The organism is Vibrio sp. TBV020 (genome assembly GCF_046056895.1).
Taxonomy (GTDB): domain Bacteria; phylum Pseudomonadota; class Gammaproteobacteria; order Enterobacterales; family Vibrionaceae; genus Vibrio.
The window spans coordinates 1,863,010-1,884,611 of sequence record NZ_JBEEAQ010000003.1; the positions used below are offsets into that span (position 1 = coordinate 1,863,010).

Here is a 21,602-nt window from a genome sequence, read left to right on the forward strand (position 1 = left end):
CCAACAAGATAAAATAAAGGGTCGCATTATGGCGACCCTTTTCATTTTAATTGGCTCTAGGTAAGTAAGGTAAGACTCTCGCAGTTTCGGTAGGCAATGTCATTGACCCACCCTCACCGATTTCTGAAAGCGCTACTTGTATTTTTCCATCAACGATTGGTTTGGTTGAACCGTTTGAAAACTTAACTTCAGAGTTTAAGTTGTTAGGAAACTCTAGTGTTACCCCTTCAACATCAGGAGTGAAATAGCTGGCAAACATACCACCTAGTTGCTCTAGAATAACCTGCATTTGCGGTAACAGTACTTCTACATCACTATAGCTGACTTCACCAGACATTGGCTCTTTGGTCATGACTACCATAGAAAAGTCACAGCGCATGTCCATCGGAGTGTGAACAAATACCAATGGATTCGCAGATCGTAAATTGTCATCCAACGGAACAATCACTTCGTTATATGGTGAAATAGTTAGTTCTTCGTAATGTTCTTCTTTCTCCATCCATGCTTTCTCGATGTTACAGAGCTTTTTAGTATCTGCATTTAAGAAAAAGAAGCCAACCTTCACATCATCATGCCCTTCTTTGGCATTCTGTTTCATGTGAGAAAATAGCTTAGAGTAAGTGAACATGTATTCTTGAGCTTGAATAGGCAAAGCGACAGCACTGGTTAAAGCGGCAGTTAAGATCGCTAACGATACTTTTTTCATGGACTTTTTTCTTATTGAATTAGCTTGTTATTGATTTGATAAGGGTGATTCCCAGAACTGAGCATTGTGCCTGATCATGCTCTGTAAATCGTTGACGTATGCCTCACCTCGCTCAGAGTATTTGAGCAAACCACTACTTAGTGCCATCGCAGCATCGGTATCCGTTAAATTTTCACCCTTTAAATGGCGTTGGTAACGAATTTCTCTGAGTTCTTCATAAGCTCGGTTGCGATTCACATTCATGAAATAGCCGTGGATGGATTGTTGGACCGAACTAAACTTGGCTACTTCATGCGTCATCCCTTCACCTCTCTGTAAAGGAACAAGACCACAGCCTTTGCTGTAACACCATTGGCCAAAATAGTTATTGGCTTGGGTTGCAAATCGAGATGTTCCCCATGCTGACTCATTTGCCCCTTGAACGAGGACAAGTGCTTCAGGAATGACATCCACGCGATGAAGCATCTGAGCCACCCAATCTTGAGTGACTCCTTCTGCGTTGACTTCAACGTTATACAGTTTGCCAAGTTTGACAGCATAACTTTGATCAGCTGTCGTGAGCTCTTTAGCTTCAAAGTTCTGTTTAATTAAATCAAGGCGAGCGCGCTCTTTCTGAATACGTTGGTTTTCTAAAGCGATACCCGGACGCAGATAATCAAAAAATGCCTGCTTCTTTTGCTTCACATCGGTGAACGCAGAGAAATCCGGTGCTCCGCCGACAGATTTAATTGCAACATTTGGTTTCGAAGGGCTAGTTTGTTTACGCTCGCGTTCTTCAATACTCGCTTCATTAATTCGTGTCTGCGTTTGCTCGTAGCCATAGAAACTACAGCCAGCAATAATGCTAGCTGCAGCGATAGCAATGAATTCACTTTTACGCATTGAACACTTGTGAATCGTTGTCATTGTTGTCGTCTTCATCTTTTGGTCGATCAGAGGCAATAATCTTAAGTTTAATGCCAAACATATTACGGTAGATAATGCCTTTCACGTGGAAAAAGAAGGGCAACACGAAGATTAGACCTAGTCCATAGAACATCATACCCACTACAAACATAATCGACACGAGTGAATAGATCCCCGCGAGGACAATAATCTTCTTATTTACAGCACGCAGCGAAAGTAACAAAGACTGCATTGGTGGAATCTGTTTCTCACAGATCAATAAGATCGCATTACTAAACGCCAATGAAAGATAGAGCGAAAGGAATGGAAAGATCATACCCGCAATGCCTTGCAATAACAGACTAAAGAGCGTCGCTATAATGACAGGAACCGTATATTGAAGCCCCTTGCCAATGTGGCGAGGTTTTGTTGTTAACCCTGCTGCATGGCTCATTGCCATAAGGCTGATGCCTGCATAAATTGGTGCACTGATTACTTCGTAGCTGAAGTTTGCCACCATAATCGCATTGAAAATACTTGGGTCAAAAGCGTCCGGACTAGTAAAAGCATCAAGAATAATACCTGGGTTACCGAGTTGAAGCTTTAAAGCCATATAAAAAATCGCTAACTGTAGAGCGATTAAGATGACGATAGACGGAGAAAAGGACAAAAAGTTCTTAATCGTGTGTTGCCATGCCTCCTTTATAACGTCTCCGGCTTTTAAATCGTAGTCACCTGACAGAGCACGTTCTACGCTACCGCCTAAATTGAAGTCTTTTTCAATGTCATTATTCATTCTTGAACCCAGTGCCTAGTTTGACAATAACTAAGCTAACTTGTTGATAAAAAATTGCATTCATTATACTGCAACCAAGCAAACTCTAAAATCGGATCTCGGCTTGTCGCTTGCTTTCTTGGCTATTTGGTTGATAATTAACCACTAAACGCATCGTCTAAGTATTTTATTCGACACAAAAGTTACGGAAATTATCCCTGCTTTATACCGTTCATTAGGTATACAGAGAGTATGGTAAGGAATGTTTACTTTTACCTGCAAAATTTTTTCTGTTTCAAGATAAGAAAATGCTTTGATTTCACACTTTTGGTGATTATGATGCGCGCCTCTAATTTGTGTAACGACAGGTCATTTTCTTAAATGATTTACAAATGACCAAGGTGGGAGAAAAACAGACGTTGAACGCTAAACAAAATGCAGGACAACCAGTTATTCGTTTGACTGGTATCAGTAAAAGTTTCGATGGTAAGGAAATCATCGGTAATCTTAATTTAGATGTTAACCATGGTGAGTTCCTCACAATACTTGGCCCATCTGGTTGTGGTAAAACAACCGTATTAAGAATGATTGCTGGTTTCGAAACCGCTGATAAAGGTGACATTATTCTGGATAGCCAGAACGTGACATCTATCCCTGCTGAACAAAGGCATGTCAACACTGTATTCCAAAGTTACGCACTCTTCCCTCATATGACGGTTTTCGAGAACGTAGCATTCGGCTTACGTATGCAGAAAGTGCCTTCAGCAGAAATTGAACCTCGTGTTATGGAAGCATTACGCATGGTTCGTCTTGAGAAAATGGCACAGCGTAAACCACATCAGCTTTCTGGCGGTCAGCAACAGCGTATCGCTATTGCTCGAGCGGTTGTGAATAAGCCAAAAGTACTTCTTTTGGATGAATCTCTATCTGCTCTGGATTACAAACTGCGTAAACAGATGCAAATCGAGCTTAAACAGCTTCAGCGTCAGTTGGGTATTACGTTTATCTTTGTAACACACGATCAAGAAGAAGCATTGTCGATGTCTGACCGCATTATTGTTATGCGCGATGGCGTCATTGAACAAGACGGCTCTCCTCGTGAAATTTACGAAGAACCAAAAAACTTATTTGTTGCCCGCTTCATTGGCGAAATCAACGTATTCAATACAACGATGATCGAGCGTATTGACGACAAACGTATTCGTGCAGAAATCGAAGGCGTTGAGTCTGTAGTTTACTACGACCAAGACGCAGCGGCCGGCGACAAACTTCAAGTTCTACTTCGCCCAGAAGACTTACGTATCGAAGAGATTAAAGAGTCTGAGCATAAAGGCATTGTTGGTCATGTAACTGAACGTACTTATAAAGGTATGACTCTAGACTCTGTGATTGAACTTGAGTCTGGTATGCGTGTAATGGTAAGCGAGTTCTTTAATGAAGATGATCCTGATGTGGATCACTCTCTTGGTCAGAAAGTTGCTATCACCTGGGTTGAGAGTTGGGAGGTGGTGTTAAATGATAAGCAAGAAGCTTAATCTTCAAAATGCGATCATCACGCTTATCGTAGGTTGGCTAACGCTTTTTGTTTTGGTGCCAAACCTAATGATTATTGGTACCAGCTTCCTAACACGTGATGAAGCTAACTTGATTGAGATGACATTTACGCTCGATAACTACTTGCGTTTAATGGACCCTCTTTACGCGAAAGTATTGCTGCACTCTTTCTACATGGCAATTGTGGCGACATTACTCTGTTTAGTAATCGGCTACCCATTCGCATACATCATTGCGAAAATGCCTGAGAAATGGCGCCCTATCATGTTGTTTTTAGTGATTGTGCCATTTTGGACCAACTCTTTGATCCGTACTTACGGCTTGAAGATAGTATTAGGTACTCAAGGTATTTTGAATAAGTCGCTGATGGCTATGGAAATTATCGATAAGCCAATACGCCTGATGTACACAGAGTCAGCCGTTATGATTGGTTTGGTCTACATTCTATTACCATTTATGATTCTTCCGCTTTACTCAGCTATCGAAAAATTGGATCACACATATACTGAAGCAGCGAAAGATTTGGGAGCAAACAAGTTCCAGATTTTCACTAAGGTTACGTTGCCATTAACGATGCCGGGCATCATAGGTGGCTGTTTGTTAGTGTTACTACCAGCATTAGGTATGTTCTATATTTCCGACCTTCTTGGCGGGGCGAAAAACCTACTTATTGGTAATGTCATTAAGAGCCAAGTTCTTAATGCCCGAGACTGGCCATTTGGTGCGGCAACGAGTATCGCGCTCACTATCGCGATGGCTATTATGCTTTACGCCTACTATCGAGCGGGTAAGTTATTGAATAAGAAAGTGGAGCTAGACTAATGGGACGTTCAGTTAGATTTAGCTTTATGGCGTTAGTGTACGCATTTTTGTACCTACCTATCGTTGTCTTGATCGTAAACTCATTCAACGCCAATAAGTTTGGTATGAAATGGGGTGGTTTCACAACAAAGTGGTATGAAACGTTAGTTAATAATGACAGCCTAATGCAAGCTGCATGGCATTCACTGAATGTTGCGGTTTTCTCAGCAACTGCCGCAACTATTATCGGTAGCCTGACTGCTGTTGCCCTATTCCGTTATTCGTTCAAGGGCAAAGGTGCAGTGAATGGAATGCTGTTTGTGGTAATGATGTCACCTGATATTGTTATGGCGATTTCGTTATTAGCATTGTTCTTGGTGATGGGCGTACAACTTGGCTTCTTTACCTTGTTGGTTGCACATATCACCTTCTGTCTGCCTTTCGTTGTTGTCACTGTTTATAGCCGTTTAAATGGCTTTGATGTGAAGATGCTTGAAGCAGCAAAAGATCTCGGTGCTAGCGAGTGGGTTATCCTAAAGCAGATTATTTTGCCATTAGCGAAGCCTGCAGTCGCTGCTGGTTGGCTATTAAGCTTTACCCTATCTCTAGACGACGTCATTATCAGCTCGTTTGTGACAGGACCAACATACGAAATTTTACCATTGAAAATCTACTCAATGGTGAAAGTAGGCATTTCGCCAGAAGTGAATGCCTTGGCAACAGTCATGCTGATTGTTTCTTTAATCCTTGTAATCATTTCTCAGTTGCTTGCAAGGGAGAAAGTGAAGTAGAATCGCTTTCAATTTCACGAAACAGAATGGCATTTTGTCATTCTGTTTTTCTATCAAAATCCCTAAAGTTTAGGGGCACGTTTGGTTTGGAGCTAACGTCAATGAAAAAATGGGCTACTTTATTAGCTGGTAGTGCATGTGCGCTTTCTCTGTTCTCAGGTTCAGTAATTGCGGACGAAAACAAAGAACTAGTATTTATGAACTGGGGTCCTTACATCAACAGTAATATCCTAGAGCAATTTACTGAAGAAACTGGCATCAAGGTTATCTACTCTACTTACGAGTCGAATGAAACATTGTATGCAAAGCTAAAAACGCATAACCAAGGTTACGATCTAGTCGTACCTTCTACGTACTTCGTTGCAAAAATGCGTGACGAAGGCATGCTACAAAAAATCGATAAGTCGAAGCTAAGTAACTTCTCTAACCTAGATAAGAACTACTTAGATAAGCCTTACGATCCTAACAATGACTACTCTATTCCACACGTAGTAGCAATCACTGGTCTAGCGGTTAACGCTGACATGTACGATCCAAATGACTTTACTAGCTGGGCTGATCTATGGAACCCAGAACTAGAAGGTCAGTTGATGCTGATGGATGACACTCGTGAAGTGTTCCATATTGCGCTACGCAAGTTAGGTTACTCAGGTAACTCTACAGATCCTAAACAGATTGATGAAGCATACGCAGAGCTACAAAAGCTGATGCCAAATGTTCTTGTATTTAACTCTGACAACCCTGGTGCACCATACATGTCAGGTGAAGTTGGCGTTGGTATGCTTTGGAACGGCAGTGCGGCCGCAGCACAAAACGAAGGCATGAACCTTAAGCTGGTATTCCCTAAAGAAGGTGGTATCGGCTGGGTAGATAACTTCGCAATTTCCTCAGGCGCTAAGAACGTAGAAGCGGCACATAAAATGATCGACTTCTTACTACGCCCTGAAATCGCTGAGCAAATCTCTCGCGACACAGGTTACTTAACGGCGGTTGAAGCGTCTAACGCTAAGTTTAAAGACATAGCTCCACTATTCCCTTCTCAAGAAGATTTGGATCGTGTTGAGTGGCAAGACTCTGTTGGCGATTTAACGGTGAAATACGAAGAGTATTTCCTAAAGCTTAAAGCGGGTCAGTAAGTTACGCTTTATTATTTATAAAAATAGGCAGCCTCGGCTGCCTATTTTTGTTTTGGCTGATATACTTACCGATTGCTAAACTTGTCATGATGACAAGTAAGTTTGAAACGATGGTTATTTTGGGGTCTACCTCTCTTAAATAGCCACCATTAGAACAAATAAAACGGATAAAGAATGAAAAGTAAATTCTACGCAAGCGCACTTTGCGCAGCGACTTTAATCGCTTCGCCAGCAATGGCTGCTGATCAAGAACTTTATTTCTACAACTGGTCTGAATACATTCCAAACGAAGTTCTTGAAGACTTTACAAAAGAAACCGGCATTAAGGTGATTTACTCTACCTATGAGTCTAACGAAAGTATGTATGCTAAGTTAAAAACTCAAGGTTCAGGTTACGATCTAGTAGTACCGTCTACATACTTTGTATCTAAAATGCGCAAAGAAGGTATGCTTCAGCAAATCGACAAAGAAAAGCTTTCTCATTTTGCTGATTTGGATACTAACTTCCTAAACAAACCTTTTGATCCAAGCAACAACTACTCTATTCCTTACATTTGGGGCGCAACAGGTATCGGCATTAACTCTGACATGCTTGATGACTCTTCTGTGACTAAATGGGACGACTTTTGGGATAGTAAGTGGGAAGGCCAACTTATGTTGATGGATGACTCGCGTGAAGTATTCCATATCGCATTAACTAAGTTAGGTTATTCACCAAACACGACTAACCCTGAAGAAATTAAAGAAGCGTACGAAGAGCTTAAAAAACTAATGCCAAACGTATTGGTATTTAACTCTGACTTCCCTGCTAACCCTTACTTAGCGGGTGAGGTTTCACTGGGTATGCTTTGGAACGGCAGTGCATACATGGCACGTCAAGAAGGCGCTTCAATTGACATTATTTGGCCGGAAAAAGGCACTGTATTTTGGATGGATAGCCTAGCAATTCCAGCTGAAGCTAAAAACGTCGACGCCGCGCATAAGATGATTGATTTCCTTCTTCGTCCAGAAAACGCAGCTAAAATTGCACTAGAGATTGGCTACCCAACGCCTGTTGCTACAGCTCATAAACTTTTACCAGAAGAGTTTGCTAACGATCCAAGCATCTTCCCACCGCAAGAAGTTATGGACAGCGGTACTTGGCAAGATGAAGTCGGTGAAGCAAGTGTCATTTATGACGAGTACTTCCAAAAACTTAAAGTAGATAACTAATCTAAATAGATTACACTTAATAAAGCGGCATTAGCCGCTTTATTTTTTTCTAATACTTATGTAATTTAATGGAACGCCACACTTTAAAAAGCATTAACGTTGAAACACAAAACAGTCCTACTCATAATTATTGCTATGATTGCATTATCAATTGCTATGATGATGCTGCAATTTTTTGTCGCGATTGACTCAAATTATGATCTTCTGTTTGAAAGCAACACACTGTTTATCATTGTATATATCTACGTTGTCGCGCGAGACTCCATTTTTAGCAATACCAAATTAAAGTTTGGCATGTGGATATTAATCTTCAATAAGTTCTATGATGTACTCACTGAAGTTCAGTTCTTTGACCGTATTGCTGACTCCCATGAGTTTATCGATACCTTCCTGGAAGATGGCCTACTACAAATATCCTTTTTGATCATTGCATTTGGTCTGACAGAAATCATTCGAGACGTTAAAGAGAACGCTGCAACAGATGAGCTAACAGGCTTATATAACCGCAAAAAGCTTGACTCTATTCACCTTAATAAATTTGACCTAATCTACCTTGATCTTGATGGCTTGAAGAGAGTAAACGACTCTAAAGGCCATCACGTGGGAGATTTAATGATCATTCGCTTTGCCCAAGCATTAAACTCATCACTTTGCTCTAAGGGCCGAGCGTATCGTGTCGGTGGCGATGAGTTTATCGTCATCGTGCCAGTATCTAAGGGAGATACGTTTATTACGTCGCTCGAAAATACGCTTGATGGTGAGCAAATCAGTTTCAGTTATGGGATTGAACAGTCCACATCAAAAGAAAGCTTCCGCGAAGCGCTTATTAAAACAGATAAGGCAATGTACGAAATGAAAAACTCTCAACGTAAAGGCTGAGAGTTTCTTAACATAGTTAGGCTTGTTTGACTCCAGGTTCTTGTAAGCTGAGTATTTCTTTTACCAACTTCGGTACTTCCACACTTGCTTTACCATAGCGCTTTTCTTCGAACTCACTTTCAACAGCACTTGGCTCTAAATTGATTTCGATTGTGTGAGCGCCATGCATTTTAGCGTCATGAACAAATCCAGCGGCAGGATATACTACGCCAGAGGTACCAATAGAAATGAAAAGGTCAGCTGTTTCAAGAGAAGAATAGATGTCACCCATTCTCAGTGGCATCTCACCAAACCACACAACATGAGGACGCATTTGAGATGGAATCTGACAGCAATGACATAGGTCACCAGTCTTGATCTCCCCTCTTTCTTCGATAACTTGGTTTGACTCACTGCAGCGTGACTTTAGTAATTCACCGTGCATGTGAATGACATTTTCGCTCCCGCCGCGTTCATGTAAGTTATCTATATTTTGAGTAATGACCGTTACCGTTCCATCAAGGTGTTTCTCAAGTTCGCCCAGTGCTACATGAGCGGCATTAGGCTGAATGCTTGGTTCTAACAACCCTAATCGTCGCTGATTGTAGAAGTCTTGAACTAGGTCAGGATTGCGCTCAAATCCTTCTGGCGTCGCAACATCTTCAATGCGGTGATTTTCCCAAAGCCCATCCTGAGCTCGAAATGTTTGAATCCCCGACTCTGCTGAGATTCCTGCTCCAGTCAATATTACGACATTGCGATATGGGAAGTTCATACTACATCCTTGTTTCTCTTCATGGAGTTAGCTTAGCATCGTATCGTAAACTTCTATAGTGGTTGACGTTAGACCATAGTCGAAATCAGAGTCGTTTTACCCATAAATTGTGAGGTTAATCTTTTTGATAGGTAAAAAAATAGCCTCGATAAAGATCGAGGCTATGAGTCTCTGTCAAGTTATGCTCTAAAGGTTTGGACCCTTAGAAAAACTAAACGGTTCATTCGCTTGAAGTTTCTTCATGCCTTGGAACATTCGCATAAACCAAAACGCGATCGCAATCAGACCAAAGATCATACCTACATACGGAATATAATAAGCAATTTCATCAATGATATGACTCTTGTACCAATAGTCATTTAGACCGATTAGCACACCATTAGATGTTGCGACAGTAATGATCAGAACAACAAAGTAAGTCAGGTTTAAGAAAAATGTTCGGATCAGGCCGTAGTAGTGCGAATCAATAATTTCACCGTCTTCACCCTTATCCAAGCGGTAACCAGCATAAATAATCGCAATTACACCCGAAATTAGACAAGTGAACGGAGTAAAGAAGCTTAATATATACGCTACCCAAATACCTTTGTTAGGCTTGTTCATTTGATTGCGCTCCTTTTGCCTCTTTAGCGACCGTAATACCCTGCTCTTCGCGTTCTTTTGCCATCACCTCTTCGTACCATAAGTCATGGTGCTCTTTAGCCCAAGTCTCATCTACTTCACCAGTAACCATACCTTCCAGTGCGCCTTCCATACCGAACAAACCGATGTAGATATGGAATACGAATCCACAGATTAGGATAAGTGCAGCAAGCATGTGAACAAGGTTAGAAAGCTCCATATCACGGCGAGTTTGACCGAAGATTGGGAAGTCCAACACAAGACCACTAAATGCCACGACAGTACCAACAACGATCAAAAGCCAAAATAGCGCTTTTTCACCAGCGTTAGAAAACTCTGCCGATGGGTGTGAACCTTTATGTTTACCAACCATACCACCAAGCTTCATAAACCAAGCGATATCCACTTTCTTGAAGATAGACTTACGCCACCATTTGATAAGAACACAAAGCAGCAACACATAGAAAATAGGACCAATGTAGTTATGGTATTGCTTCGCCAACATAATAATGAAGCCCCATAACTCCGATGGAATGTAAGGCTTAAGGAAGTGTTTACCGTAAACCAACATCAACCCACTAAACGCTAGCGTTAAGAAAGTAAACGCCATACTCCAGTGAAGCGCTCGATCAAGTCGAGACCAGCGTTTGATTTTCTTACCTGTTCTTGGCGCACTTAACATCAGTGGACCAATGACGATGTACATTAGTGTAACGAAGGCAATACTACCGAAAATTGCCACAGCTCCCGCTGGTGACATCCATTTCTCTTTCAAAATGTACCAAGTTTGACCCGGGGTACTAATAAGCATTCCGTGCTCTGGGAACTGAGACGTCGTGTAGCCCTCTTCGCCTTGACGAACTTGACGCCAAAAATCAGCACCAGCCAATTGCGTCATTTCACGTTGTGCAACTTCAGACTCTTTTTGCTCAGCATGCGCAGGCAGCGACAAAGCAAACAGTAATGCTGCCATCATTGACAGCATTACAAGAGATGCACGTTTAAACATTGAAAACATGAATCTCTCCAGTATTAGCTTTTCGTTGCGTCGTAAGACAGATCGTTACCGTCTGTCCAACCAGCGCCTTTCGCACCACGCTCAACAACTCGTTGACGGAAGATGTCAGAAACTTTCTCTGCATCACCCGCTAACAGTGCTTTAGTTGAACAAAGAGAAGCACACATCGGCAGTTTGCCTTCAGCAATACGGTTCGCACCGTACTTCTGACGTTCTTCAACTGAACCAGGCTCTGTTTCAGGACCACCGGCACAGAAAGTACACTTATCCATTTTACCGCGCTCACCAAACGCTTCCTGTTTAGGGAATTGTGGTGCGCCAAACGGACAAGCAAACAAACAGTAACCACAGCCGATACAAAGGTCTTTGTTATGAAGAACAATGCCGTCTTCTGTGTGCTCGAAACAATCTGCAGGACAAACAGCCATACAAGGTGCATCAGTACAGTGCATACACGCAACAGAGATCGAGTTTTCACCCGGTTCACCGTCATTTAGTGTTACCACTCGGCGGCGTTGAATACCCCACTCTAATGCATCATCGTTTTCGTTCTTACATGCAGTGACACAGCCGTTACATTCGATACAGCGCTTAGTGTCACAAAGGAATTTCATTCTAGCCATCTGTTGACTCCTTAAGCTTTGCGAATGTTACATAGGGTGACTTTGGTTTCCTGCATTTGCGTCACAGGGTCATAACCGTAAGTCGTTGCGATGTTTGCAGATTCACCAATTACGTATGGATCTGTACCTTCTGGGTATTTGTTGCGTAGGTCTTCACCTTGGAACTTACCGCCGAAGTGGAATGGAATAAATGCAAGGCCCGGTTTAACGCGGCGAGTTACCATCGCTTTAACATGAATACGGCCTTTTTCTGCACCTTCAACCCAAACCATGTCACCATCTTTGAAGCCAAGATCGTTGGCATCTTTCGGGTTCACTTCAACAAACATCTCTTGCTGTAGTTCCGCTAGCCATGGGTTAGAACGTGTTTCTTCACCACCACCTTCGTATTCAACCAGACGACCAGAAGTCAGGATGATTGGGTACTCACCTGAAACATCTTTGTCTTGAATTGACTTATACATAGTTGGTAGACGGTAGATCGACTCACTGTCATCCCACGTTGGGTAGTCAGCAACAAGATCACGACGTGGTGTGTATAGTGGTTCACGGTGAAGCGGAACGCGATCTGGGAATGTCCAAACCACAGCACGCGCTTTCGCATTACCGAAAGGAATACAACCATGCTTGATTGCCACACGTTGGATACCACCAGAAAGGTCTGTCTTCCAGTTCTTACCTTCAGCCGCAGCTTTCTCTTCAGCGGTTAGATCGTCCCACCAACCAAGAGATTTCAGTAACTTATCGCTGAACTCTGGGTAGCCATCTTCAATCTCACTGCCTTTAGAGTAGCTGTCTTCTGCAAGGATGTTTGTACCTTCAAACTCAACACCAAAGCGAGCACGGAAGTTACCACCACCTTGAGCTACTGGTTTAGACGTATCATAAAGAATATGCGTACCAGGGTGCTTCATTTCTGGTGTACCCCAACATGGCCAAGGTAGGCCGTAGGTTTCACCGTGTGCAACACCGCCTTCGGCTTCTAGTGACGTTTTGTGGAATGTGTGCCAGTTCTGTTGATGCGCTTTTAGACGCTCTGGGCTTTGACCAGTGTAACCAATCGTCCACATACCTTTGTTGAATTCACGAGTAATGTCTTCGATAAGCGGTTGGTTGTTTTCAACCTTAACATTCTTGAACAGCTGATCAGCAAAACCAAGTTTCTTAGTAAGAAGGTACATGATTTCGTGGTCAGGCTTAGACTCAAACAATGGGTCTACGACTTTGTCACGCCATTGGATTGAACGGTTTGATGCCGTCACACTACCATAAGTTTCGAACTGAGTTGTTGCTGGTAGAAGGTAGACGCCGTCAGTACGATCGTTCATTACCGCTGCAACTGTTGGGTATGGGTCAACAATAACCATCATATCCAGCTTCTGCATCGCCTTCTTCATTTCTACACCACGAGTCTGCGAGTTAACCGCGTGGCCCCAGTAGAACATCGCACGAATATTGTCGTTTTGCTCGATATTGTCTTTGTTTTCAAGAACACCATCGATCCAACGAGAAACCGGAATACCCATATTGTTCATTGGCTTTTTGCCACGGTATTCATTTTGGTCGAAACGCTTTTGTACCCACTCGTGGTCTAGGTCCCATACTTTTGACCAATGCTTCCAAGCACCGTCAGACAGGCCGTAGTAACCAGGAAGAGTATGCGATAGTACGCCAAGGTCAGTTGCGCCCTGTACGTTATCGTGGCCACGGAAAATGTTAGCACCGCCGCCTGATTTACCCATGTTTCCTAATGCAAGCTCAAGAACACAATATGCACGAGTGTTGTTGTTACCTGTTGTATGTTGAGTACCACCCATACACCACACAACACAACCCGGACGGTTTTCAGATAGAAGTTTCGCAGTTTGGTAAACTTCAGCTTCACTCACGCCAGTTACACGCTCTACTTCAGCTGGGTTCCATTTCGCTACTTCTTCGCGAATTTCGTCCATACCAAACACACGTTGACGGATAAACTCTTTGTCTTCCCATTTGTTCGCAAATACGTGCCATAGAACACCCCAGATGAAAGCAACATCTGAACCTGGACGAAGAGATACATAGTGATCAGATTTCGCTGCAGTACGAGTACGACGAGGATCAGCAACAACAATCTTACAGTTGTTCTTCTCTTTCGCGATAAGAATGTGCTGCATTGCTACTGGGTGTGCTTCCGCAGGGTTTGAACCGATAAACAGCATCGACTTACAGTTGTGCATGTCGTTGAACGAGTTCGTCATTGCACCGTAACCCCAAGTGTTTGCTACACCTGCTACGGTAGTTGAGTGACAAATACGTGCTTGGTGGTCAACGTTATTTGTACCCCAAAGACTCGCCATCTTGCGGAACATATAGGCTTGTTCGTTGCTGTGCTTAGCACTACCTAGCCAGTAAACTGAGTCCGGCCCTGATTCGTTGCGAATATCTAGAACTTTAGTGCCGATTTCTTCAATCGCTTCATCCCAAGAAAGCTTTTTCCACTTACCGTTTTCAAGCTTCATTGGGTATTTTAGGCGACGTTCACCGTGACCATGTTCACGCAGCGCAGCACCTTTTGCACAATGACCACCAGCGTTAAATGGGTGATCAAATGCTGGCTCCTGACCCGTCCAAACACCGTTTTGAACTTCAGCGTAAATACCACAACCCACTGAACAGTGAGAACAAATTGTACGTTTGATCTCAGTCTTTGCATTAGGATCAACCGACTTTGCTTCTGCTTTTTTGATCATGCCTGGTGCAAAAAGGCTTGCTCCAACAACAGCACCACCAGCGGCAAGCGAGCTATTCTTCATGAATGCACGGCGTGACACACCTAATTGGTTTTGTTCTTTGCTCACGTTATCGGAGCGTTTGACTAGTTTCATCGGTTAGCTCCTATAGCGTTTCGTAGTAGTCACGAATATGTTGGGTTTCGTGGTAGCCCGTTTTTTTATCGTCTTGTTTTGGTGCCACAGACTCTGAAGCGCTAGCCACTTTTGTTGTTCCAGCGACTACGGCTCCAGCAACTGCTGCAGTCGTCAAGCCTTTGAGAAGGTCCCTACGGCTTTGGTTTAACTCTTTATTATCTTTCATTATTGCTTCCTTACCCTTTTAGTAGGTATTGCTATCGATGTGAGACGCTATTTCTGAGCTTGCTCGTACTCAGTGACGTTCTTTACATCAATTTTTAATTTGTTTTTGCTACTCGCGACGTTGGCACTAAAGCGCACTTGCTCTAGCGTCATAAATGCTTCGGTCAGTTCTGCGACCGCTAAGTAGAAATTCGCGCTTTCAGCGCCATTCATTTGCTTTGTCAGAGAAGAGAACCAAGTCCCAAGGTGTTTGTTAAAGAACACTTGTTGCAACTCTTCTTCTTCATTCGTAAGCACAGACATCACTTCACATATCGCAGAAAAATGGTCTTCAGGCTCTTTAACTTGCTCTTCTCTTTCTAACCCGAGTAACTCGAGGTCATGTCGAATCGAAGCCAGAGGCTTTTCCATCAATGAACCTGTTAAATGCCATGATGCGAAAGGGACAACTTCGCCACGTCCAATACCGATGAACAAATCCTGATACTCGTCGGTCAGTGATTCGGCTTCGCTCTCTTTTGCGGCTTGTTTAACCTTCTTCCAAGCGATCTGCATAGCACTTTCACTTTGTTCCACTTCTAGCTCTGATAAGAATTCAATCAGTTCGCTAGAAGGCTTTTGACGAAAAAGCGTCGAAAGAAGCAAGTAAATATCAGCGCGAATGGTTTGTTGTTGATTATCCATTGTTCAGATCGCCTTAATAATTAAGTTGTTTAGTTGGGTCTTCAGCCATTGACTCAAACATGTCTACGACTCGGCAGTCCTCACACATTGCAATACGATTCAGTGCAGATTCATCAGCAAAATGAGAGTGACCACGTAACTTCTCTTGTAACATGTCAATCATAGACTGTGGCGCAAATGGTTTATTACAACGTACACACTCAGCCGCTTTTTCTTGGTGAATGACTTGCGCTGCTTGACGAGCGGATTTATCCCAGTTCATGCGCGGTGTCATTGTTAGCACTTGTTCTGGGCATGCTTTTGTACAAAGACCACATTGCACACAGTCTTGCTCAATAAACTTAAGTGAAGGAGAAGAACCGTCAGTATGCAAAGCTCTTGTAGGACAAACTGCAACACAGCTCATACAAAGCGTACAATCTTTACTTTCGCAGCTGATGTTTCCGTATGGCGCATTTGTTGGTAACTCAACAATGTTTTCTACAGGAATGCGTGATTGGGCCAATGCATCTAGGGAGGTAAATAGACGCTGACGCTTGTTCCCTTCTAAATCTCCAAGTGCTAGATCAAACGATTCAGTACATAGCGTTGGAGCGACTTCACGTAGTGATTCCAGATATAGGATATCTATCGTTTCTTTGGCAATGCCGAGTTGAGCTAGCAGTTCTTGAGCTACAGCAACTTCATTGTTTAGAACACGGATAATGGTTTGCGGCATAAAACGACTGGCAGCAAATAGAACCTGAGTTGCTCCGTTGACCAGAGCAGCAAACCAAGAGTCAATACCAATTGAAGGAAGCTCTTCAACGACAACAGGAATAACATTGTCAGGCAACGCTTGTAGTGCCATTACATTGTATGACTCATGACGCGAACTACAGATTAAGACGATAGGATCAACGCCCCCTTCTGCTTCATAATTCGCTAACGTGCGTTCGATAAACTTTTGAGTATCTTGAGGATTAGGCAAGGCATAATGAATTGCTTCGGTTGGACATGCTGTTGCACAAGTACCAACGCCTTGACACAAATATGGGTTAATCTCGATTCTATGACCGGTTTTATCACTGCCTTCACTGGACAGTGCACCTGCTGGACAAGCATCAACACAACGCTCACAGCCTTTTACGCCTCGAGAGCTATGAGCACATAAGTCAGTATCAAGACGGAAAAACTTTGGTTTATCAAACGTTCCCATCAATGTAGGTATTTCTTCAAGCGCTTCAGCTAGCTTTGGGTACCCTCTTCCGACGGGGTAATAACCGGGAACAGGGACTTCTTCTGTCATACAGCTGTTAAGGCATAAATCCAGTACAACATCGAAACAATCGTGATTAAGTGCGACCTTGGCCAGATTGCTCGCTATCCCATTATTTTCAGTAATAACAGTAAATGTGCCTAGAAAGCCAGAGACCTGAACTGAACTCGCATAATACAAGTTACTATGTTCACCCTGCTCCCCATCTGTAGATAGAAGCGTGACACTTTTCATTTGCTCTAGTTGATTCGCCGCACTCTCAATAATAGAGGTTGGCCCAACGATAAGTGTATTTCCGCCACTCTCGTAGCTTACCGTCGGCGGGATAAGGTTGGTCAATTCAACGGTATTCTCAAACGCATGAAGGCGCGCCTTGCCATTCACAGAATCCGATTGTTGTAATAGTTGTTTTAGCATTGCTCAGTTCCAGTTAGAACGGAATATTCACTTAGGCGAGTATTAGCAAATGCTGTACCAACTTTTTATCCTATTTAAATCAGCAAGATAGCGGGGTTGCCGGGAGTTTTATGCGACAAAAAAACGGAGTGGGACAATTTGTCTCACTCCGTTAGTTGATGAATTAGTCAAAATGTACCTATTTTTTGTGTGGTATATTTTGTCCCAATTGCTCGTCGGTGGTATCGACGTCATTAAGTTCATCAATCTCAACATCACCGTTAATTTCGACTAAATCATTATCGATTTCACTTTCCTGATTGTTAGCAGCTTCAATTGGTTCTTGTTCTGGTTCTTCTTCAGCGTTCATCCAATCGCGCAACTTGCTAGCAACTTCAGTGGATAAACTTTTAACGGCTTTATAGTCATGATCATAATCATTAAGCCCATCAACAGCGCTAAACTCACCAGAAAGAAACAGTTTTCTCAACGCTGCTTTTTTCACAGTCGACTCAGCTTCAGACGCTAATAATGCCGCAACACTCGTATCAGATTCGTCGGTATCATTGCTAACTCTCTCATCGATGTCGATCGCGCCGTCATCAATAACGTCAGTCTCTACTGCATTATGCGGTTCGTCTTGAGTTGGAACTTGTTCAGTGTCAGGGCTTTGTTGCTCTACCTCATCACCTTCCAGCTTCCTTTTAGACCAACGACTTAGAAAACTAGTTGCCACTTGCGCGCCCCGCTCCTTTACGTTTCTTACGTCGCTGTTCTAATAGCTCGCCATGACGACCAATGAAGGCTTCCATCCAAGCTTGAACGGGTAACGGCATATCGTTTGAGAGAACGAGATAGTCACCGTCCATGTATTGGCTCGCGACACTTTGAGAAGCGGTCAGCGTTACGATGTTTGGTTTCTCGTCCGTTTCAACGTTATCTAGCACTAAAAACAATTTAGGCTGGTTCGAGCTCAGGTTAAATCGATAATCTGTTCGTTCATCTCTATGTAATTGAAGTAGAGCAACAGAATCGCGTAGTTCGTCAGGTTGTAGCTCAAACCCTGTAAGTTGCCATTGAGTTGTAGTCCAAAGTCCCGTTGCAATCTCATGTGAGATAAGTTCACAGTCGATCGACCAAAGCTCTTCTGATTTTTGAAGTTGAGGGCTCACAGTTTCTTGTTTTGACATGGTTCACCAGCGTTAAATTTGATATTAAATTGTTTTGGCTAATCGAGTTCTAGCGAATATTTCACATCCTGAAGCAATATTTATACCCAGAAGCATAAGGCCTGACCTAAATTCAATTTAGTGCAAATCGAATCAAGGTGTTGAGCCACATTGTTAAATTTTGAGCTCTTGCATACTAGGAACGTTATTTGCAAGAAACATGTAGCAAAAATAATACTGATAGATCGAATAGGATACGTCGTGGTTAAACCAAACATAATCAAAACCAGTGAAAACCCTCTCCAAACGCTTGAAGTTGTTGTGTTTGACGAATACGGAGAGAAACTCACTAAACAAATCGCTTGCGAAAGACCTTTGACAGTCATGCTTAACTGGAAAGAAGTGGTAACGCTGATGACTTTAGGCTCTCGCCCAGAATCACTGGTGTTAGGTTACCTGAAAAACCAGAGCTTTATTTCGGATCCAGACTCTTTGGAATCGGTCATTATCGATTGGGAAACGCATACAGCAGCAGTCATCACCAAAGAAGATACCCAGCAAGTGGAAAGTGCGCTTAAAAAGAAAACCGTCACTTCAGGCTGCGGTCAAGGCACAATGTATGGCAATGTCATGAAGCAACTTGAAAACTACCAAGTTCCGCAAATTAAGATCAAGCAGTCAGAAATCTACTCTGCCCTTGAAGCACTGACCCATTACAATGAAACCTATAAAAAAGCTGGTGCGGTTCATGGCTGTGCTGTGTGTCGTGACAATGAAGTGTTGTCGTTTGTAGAAGATGTTGGTCGTCACAATGCGGTAGATACGTTGGCTGGTGAAATGTGGCTAAACGAACAATCTGGTGAAGATAAGATTTTCTATACGACTGGCCGTTTAACATCTGAGATGGTTATCAAAGTGGCTCAGATGGGTATTCCTGTTCTCCTTTCACGTTCCGGCGTGACTCAAATGGGATTAGAGCTCGCTGAGAAATTTGGTATCACAACGATTGCACGTGCTAAAGGTCTACGTTTTCAAGTATTTACTGGTGCTGAGAAGATCGACTTCGACGTCAAAGGAAACCAATAACTCACCTTTCGTATATCCTTCAAAACGCGCTGGTAGCAGTGCGTTTTTTGGTTGCCTTCCTTGTAATGCTTAGCTTAAGTGCTATTAGTTGTATATGTGTCACATAATATTCATACAAATGACACATTCATCAACTAGATGACATCGGCTTACAGGGAGGTGTTCATGGACAAAGTTCCAGGCACTACACAAACTCGCAGCTTTACTCTATCTATTAGAGCGAAGCTACTTATCATTAATCTCACATTGCTGCTATTTGTCGGTGCTTACGGATATTACGAACACCTTAGCCTTCAGAGACTTCAATCGTTAGAACATGCCGCGTCTGAAAATTTATCCAGTGGTATTGATCTACTCATGCTTAGACGCCATGAAAAAGATTTTCTGGCGCGAAAAGATGATAAGTACACCAGTCGCTTTGATGAAACATTCAAGCAACTTGAAAATAGACTCAGTGCACTCTCTGAACGCCTAGCGACTCATGAACTGGAGTTTGCTCAGTCGACAAACACAATTAATCAAACGCTTCAGCAATATAAGATCCAGTTTCACGAACTCGTTCAGCAAATAAAACGTATTGAAAGTAATAGTGATAGTCACATTGAGCTTTTGACAACCGCACGTAGTGAGCTTAAGAGTCAAACAACCGCACAACAAAGCTTACCTTTAAAGGTTACGCTATTTGAACTGATGGAAGCGGACTATCGCTACTTAGCTAACCCAACTTCTGATAATCAACAAGCATTCAACATTGCCCTATCCAATTTCGAACTTGCGTTGACGAATTACCCAAACGTCACGACTTATTTTGAAGCTTATCGCCAGCAAGCATTTGCCCTCAAGCACGCTAATCAAATACTTGGCTTATCACCTAACGAAGGTTTACGTGGTAAGTTGCGAAGTAATGTTCACAATACAGAAGAGTCGATCGCGACGTTACAAAAAGAGATCGTTGCTGAAGTGTCACTTGCTACTGACAACGTTAAGCAACAGCTTCAGCTTATTGGCGTAGCAATGGTGTGTTTACTGTCGTTATTTCTCTTTCTTATTGGGCAAAGTATTCTCAAGCGTATTAAAGCTATTAATCTACTTATGCGAGAGATTGCTTCAGGAGATGGCGATCTCACTGTTCGAATGAATGCTAAAGGTAACGATGAGCTGGCACAGCTTGCACACTCGTTCGATAGTTTTATCAGCCAATTGCATGTCCATATTAAAGACCTAGCCCAAGTGATGAATGTTCTTAGCGAAAGCTCATGCAGTTCTGAACAAGCGGCATCGAAGAGTATGAGAAATGCAGAGCAGCAAAAAGCAGAGTCCGAATCTGTTGCGACGGCAGTTAATGAATTGGTTATGACCAGTAACGAAATCACGGCCAATATCGAATCCGCCGCCCAAAATGCAGAGCGAATGAAAGTCGAAGCAAATAATGCACTGGATGTTACCCACTCGACCGGCGACCAAATAGAAGCTTTGTCTAGTTCAATTGAAGCATCACAGCTGCAAATCGAACGCCTTGCTGTACAAAGTCAAGAGATCCATAGCGTAGTCGCTACCATTCAAGGTATTGCTGAGCAAACCAACTTACTCGCATTAAACGCTGCGATCGAAGCCGCTCGGGCTGGAGAAAGTGGCCGTGGTTTTGCGGTTGTTGCCGATGAAGTGAGGCAGCTCTCTCAAATGACCAATACGTCGACCCATCAAATCGAGTCTACTGTCTCTGCCCTAACCAATGGCGTTAATGAGACGGTAGCAATGATGTCAAACAGTTTGGAACAAGCGAAAGACACCAACGCAAATACCAAAGATGTTGTCTCCGCTATAGAAAGCATTAACCTTCAAATCAGAGAAATGTTTGATATGAATACGCAGATAGCAACAGCTTCCGAAGAACAGTCAATGGTTTCAGCAGAAATTGATCGCAACATTACCCAAATTGCACATCTTGCTGGTGATACCTATGAAGTGGTGTCTGGCTCTGTTAGGTGTAGTGAACAAGTATCTGGTGTAAGTAGCAAACTTGCAGAGATAGTCCGTCAATTCCGCTATTAGCCCTCCTTCTAGCCTCTAAGTTCTCTTAGTTTAGAGGCTATTTGTTTTCCATTATCACAAGCTTCTATTGCCTTTCCATTTACCTATTTATAACTTGTTCACATTAGCTGAACGACCAATTCAATATT

The 21,602-nt window shown here is 42.8% G+C and carries 21 protein-coding genes; 8 read left to right on the plus strand and 13 right to left on the minus strand.

All coding sequences use genetic code 11. The features are described 5' to 3' along the window. Window positions 1-46: 46 nt before the first annotated feature. From AAFX28_RS16550 to AAFX28_RS16560, 3 genes are read right to left on the minus strand one after another with little or no spacing between them, the layout of a single operon-like run. The gene (locus AAFX28_RS16550; RefSeq protein WP_408689264.1) at window positions 47-706 is read right to left on the minus strand and encodes a DUF2987 domain-containing protein; all 660 of its coding nucleotides are present in this window, start codon (window positions 704-706) and stop codon (window positions 47-49) included. 27 nt (window positions 707-733) lie between these two features. Next, complete coding sequence (locus AAFX28_RS16555; RefSeq protein WP_408690893.1) at window positions 734-1,588, minus strand: glucosaminidase domain-containing protein; 855 nt, start codon at window positions 1,586-1,588, stop codon at window positions 734-736. Continuing rightward, window positions 1,581-2,387, minus strand: a complete 807-nt coding sequence (locus tag AAFX28_RS16560) for a hypothetical protein (RefSeq protein ID WP_408689265.1) — start codon at window positions 2,385-2,387, stop codon at window positions 1,581-1,583. The genes AAFX28_RS16555 and AAFX28_RS16560 overlap by 8 nt, the downstream gene beginning before the upstream one ends. Window positions 2,388-2,767: 380 nt before the next feature. Here AAFX28_RS16560 and potA point away from each other — a divergent pair, with 380 nt between their 5' ends. From potA to AAFX28_RS16590, 6 genes are all read left to right on the plus strand, one after another. Then, on the plus strand, window positions 2,768-3,901 hold the full coding sequence (gene potA / locus AAFX28_RS16565) for a spermidine/putrescine ABC transporter ATP-binding protein PotA (RefSeq protein ID WP_408690894.1): 1,134 nt from the start codon (window positions 2,768-2,770) through the stop codon (window positions 3,899-3,901). Further along, entirely contained in the window at window positions 3,882-4,742 is an 861-nt protein-coding gene (gene potB, locus AAFX28_RS16570) for a spermidine/putrescine ABC transporter permease PotB (RefSeq protein ID WP_408689266.1), read from the plus strand. Before potA ends, potB begins: the two co-directional genes overlap by 20 nt. Beyond that, window positions 4,742-5,512 (plus strand): spermidine/putrescine ABC transporter permease PotC, encoded by a 771-nt coding sequence (potC, locus tag AAFX28_RS16575; protein ID WP_408689267.1) that lies wholly within the window; start codon window positions 4,742-4,744, stop codon window positions 5,510-5,512. The genes potB and potC overlap by 1 nt, the downstream gene beginning before the upstream one ends. Before the next feature lie 101 nt (window positions 5,513-5,613). Beyond that, complete coding sequence (locus tag AAFX28_RS16580) at window positions 5,614-6,648, plus strand: extracellular solute-binding protein (protein ID WP_408689268.1); 1,035 nt, start codon at window positions 5,614-5,616, stop codon at window positions 6,646-6,648. A gap of 174 nt (window positions 6,649-6,822) precedes the next feature. Continuing rightward, window positions 6,823-7,860, plus strand: coding sequence for an extracellular solute-binding protein (locus AAFX28_RS16585; RefSeq protein ID WP_408689269.1), 1,038 nt, complete (start codon window positions 6,823-6,825; stop codon window positions 7,858-7,860). 135 nt (window positions 7,861-7,995) lie between these two features. Beyond that, complete coding sequence (locus tag AAFX28_RS16590; protein ID WP_408689270.1) at window positions 7,996-8,739, plus strand: GGDEF domain-containing protein; 744 nt, start codon at window positions 7,996-7,998, stop codon at window positions 8,737-8,739. A 16-nt stretch (window positions 8,740-8,755) separates the two neighbouring features. Here AAFX28_RS16590 and cobB read toward each other — a convergent pair whose 3' ends face one another. From cobB to AAFX28_RS16640, 10 genes are all read right to left on the minus strand, one after another. Beyond that, entirely contained in the window at window positions 8,756-9,493 is a 738-nt protein-coding gene (gene cobB, locus AAFX28_RS16595) for a Sir2 family NAD+-dependent deacetylase (RefSeq protein ID WP_408689271.1), read from the minus strand. Between the two features lie 186 nt (window positions 9,494-9,679). Then, entirely contained in the window at window positions 9,680-10,096 is a 417-nt protein-coding gene (locus AAFX28_RS16600; protein ID WP_408689273.1) for a hypothetical protein, read from the minus strand. Then, a complete protein-coding gene (locus AAFX28_RS16605) occupies window positions 10,083-11,132 on the minus strand; it encodes a formate dehydrogenase subunit gamma (RefSeq protein WP_408689274.1) in 1,050 nt (349 codons plus the stop codon). Before AAFX28_RS16605 ends, AAFX28_RS16600 begins: the two co-directional genes overlap by 14 nt. A gap of 14 nt (window positions 11,133-11,146) precedes the next feature. Further along, entirely contained in the window at window positions 11,147-11,755 is a 609-nt protein-coding gene (fdh3B, locus tag AAFX28_RS16610) for a formate dehydrogenase FDH3 subunit beta (RefSeq protein WP_004414075.1), read from the minus strand. An 11-nt stretch (window positions 11,756-11,766) separates the two neighbouring features. Next, window positions 11,767-14,622: a formate dehydrogenase subunit alpha gene (locus AAFX28_RS16615; RefSeq protein WP_408689276.1), complete on the minus strand. Its 2,856-nt coding sequence runs from the start codon at window positions 14,620-14,622 to the stop codon at window positions 11,767-11,769. Window positions 14,623-14,632: 10 nt separating this feature from the next. Then, window positions 14,633-14,830: a twin-arginine translocation signal domain-containing protein gene (locus AAFX28_RS16620; RefSeq protein WP_408689277.1), complete on the minus strand. Its 198-nt coding sequence runs from the start codon at window positions 14,828-14,830 to the stop codon at window positions 14,633-14,635. Window positions 14,831-14,877: 47 nt separating this feature from the next. Then, the gene (locus tag AAFX28_RS16625) at window positions 14,878-15,513 is read right to left on the minus strand and encodes a molecular chaperone (RefSeq protein WP_408689279.1); all 636 of its coding nucleotides are present in this window, start codon (window positions 15,511-15,513) and stop codon (window positions 14,878-14,880) included. 13 nt (window positions 15,514-15,526) lie between these two features. After that, window positions 15,527-17,188, minus strand: coding sequence for a 4Fe-4S dicluster domain-containing protein (locus AAFX28_RS16630; protein WP_408689280.1), 1,662 nt, complete (start codon window positions 17,186-17,188; stop codon window positions 15,527-15,529). A gap of 178 nt (window positions 17,189-17,366) precedes the next feature. After that, complete coding sequence (locus tag AAFX28_RS16635; RefSeq protein WP_408689282.1) at window positions 17,367-17,903, minus strand: DUF3306 domain-containing protein; 537 nt, start codon at window positions 17,901-17,903, stop codon at window positions 17,367-17,369. After that, the gene (locus AAFX28_RS16640) at window positions 17,893-18,357 is read right to left on the minus strand and encodes a DUF3305 domain-containing protein (RefSeq protein ID WP_408689283.1); all 465 of its coding nucleotides are present in this window, start codon (window positions 18,355-18,357) and stop codon (window positions 17,893-17,895) included. Before AAFX28_RS16640 ends, AAFX28_RS16635 begins: the two co-directional genes overlap by 11 nt. Before the next feature lie 240 nt (window positions 18,358-18,597). On the opposite strand from AAFX28_RS16640, the gene fdhD reads away from it, so the two are divergent. Then, window positions 18,598-19,422, plus strand: coding sequence for a formate dehydrogenase accessory sulfurtransferase FdhD (fdhD, locus tag AAFX28_RS16645; RefSeq protein WP_408689285.1), 825 nt, complete (start codon window positions 18,598-18,600; stop codon window positions 19,420-19,422). A gap of 165 nt (window positions 19,423-19,587) precedes the next feature. Further along, window positions 19,588-21,474 carry a methyl-accepting chemotaxis protein gene (locus AAFX28_RS16650; protein WP_408689286.1) on the plus strand — a complete coding sequence of 629 codons (1,887 nt, stop codon included), beginning with the start codon at window positions 19,588-19,590 and terminating at the stop codon, window positions 21,472-21,474. The last annotated feature ends 128 nt before the right edge of the window (window positions 21,475-21,602 follow it).

What these genes read in the sequence shown, in the direction of transcription:
- AAFX28_RS16550 (WP_408689264.1), bottom strand. Translation starts at nt 706, where the DNA reads ATGAAAAAAGTATCGTTAGCGATCTTAACTGCCGCTTTAACCAGTGCT.
- AAFX28_RS16555 (WP_408690893.1), bottom strand. Translation starts at nt 1,588, where the DNA reads ATGCGTAAAAGTGAATTCATTGCTATCGCTGCAGCTAGCATTATTGCT.
- AAFX28_RS16560 (WP_408689265.1), bottom strand. Translation starts at nt 2,387, where the DNA reads ATGAATAATGACATTGAAAAAGACTTCAATTTAGGCGGTAGCGTAGAA.
- potB (WP_408689266.1), top strand. Translation starts at nt 3,882, where the DNA reads ATGATAAGCAAGAAGCTTAATCTTCAAAATGCGATCATCACGCTTATC.
- potC (WP_408689267.1), top strand. Translation starts at nt 4,742, where the DNA reads ATGGGACGTTCAGTTAGATTTAGCTTTATGGCGTTAGTGTACGCATTT.
- AAFX28_RS16580 (WP_408689268.1), top strand. Translation starts at nt 5,614, where the DNA reads ATGAAAAAATGGGCTACTTTATTAGCTGGTAGTGCATGTGCGCTTTCT.
- AAFX28_RS16585 (WP_408689269.1), top strand. Translation starts at nt 6,823, where the DNA reads ATGAAAAGTAAATTCTACGCAAGCGCACTTTGCGCAGCGACTTTAATC.
- AAFX28_RS16590 (WP_408689270.1), top strand. Translation starts at nt 7,996, where the DNA reads ATGATTGCATTATCAATTGCTATGATGATGCTGCAATTTTTTGTCGCG.
- cobB (WP_408689271.1), bottom strand. Translation starts at nt 9,493, where the DNA reads ATGAACTTCCCATATCGCAATGTCGTAATATTGACTGGAGCAGGAATC.
- AAFX28_RS16600 (WP_408689273.1), bottom strand. Translation starts at nt 10,096, where the DNA reads ATGAACAAGCCTAACAAAGGTATTTGGGTAGCGTATATATTAAGCTTC.
- AAFX28_RS16605 (WP_408689274.1), bottom strand. Translation starts at nt 11,132, where the DNA reads ATGTTTTCAATGTTTAAACGTGCATCTCTTGTAATGCTGTCAATGATG.
- fdh3B (WP_004414075.1), bottom strand. Translation starts at nt 11,755, where the DNA reads ATGGCTAGAATGAAATTCCTTTGTGACACTAAGCGCTGTATCGAATGT.
- AAFX28_RS16615 (WP_408689276.1), bottom strand. Translation starts at nt 14,622, where the DNA reads ATGAAACTAGTCAAACGCTCCGATAACGTGAGCAAAGAACAAAACCAA.
- AAFX28_RS16620 (WP_408689277.1), bottom strand. Translation starts at nt 14,830, where the DNA reads ATGAAAGATAATAAAGAGTTAAACCAAAGCCGTAGGGACCTTCTCAAA.
- AAFX28_RS16625 (WP_408689279.1), bottom strand. Translation starts at nt 15,513, where the DNA reads ATGGATAATCAACAACAAACCATTCGCGCTGATATTTACTTGCTTCTT.
- AAFX28_RS16630 (WP_408689280.1), bottom strand. Translation starts at nt 17,188, where the DNA reads ATGCTAAAACAACTATTACAACAATCGGATTCTGTGAATGGCAAGGCG.
- AAFX28_RS16640 (WP_408689283.1), bottom strand. Translation starts at nt 18,357, where the DNA reads ATGTCAAAACAAGAAACTGTGAGCCCTCAACTTCAAAAATCAGAAGAG.
- AAFX28_RS16650 (WP_408689286.1), top strand. Translation starts at nt 19,588, where the DNA reads ATGGACAAAGTTCCAGGCACTACACAAACTCGCAGCTTTACTCTATCT.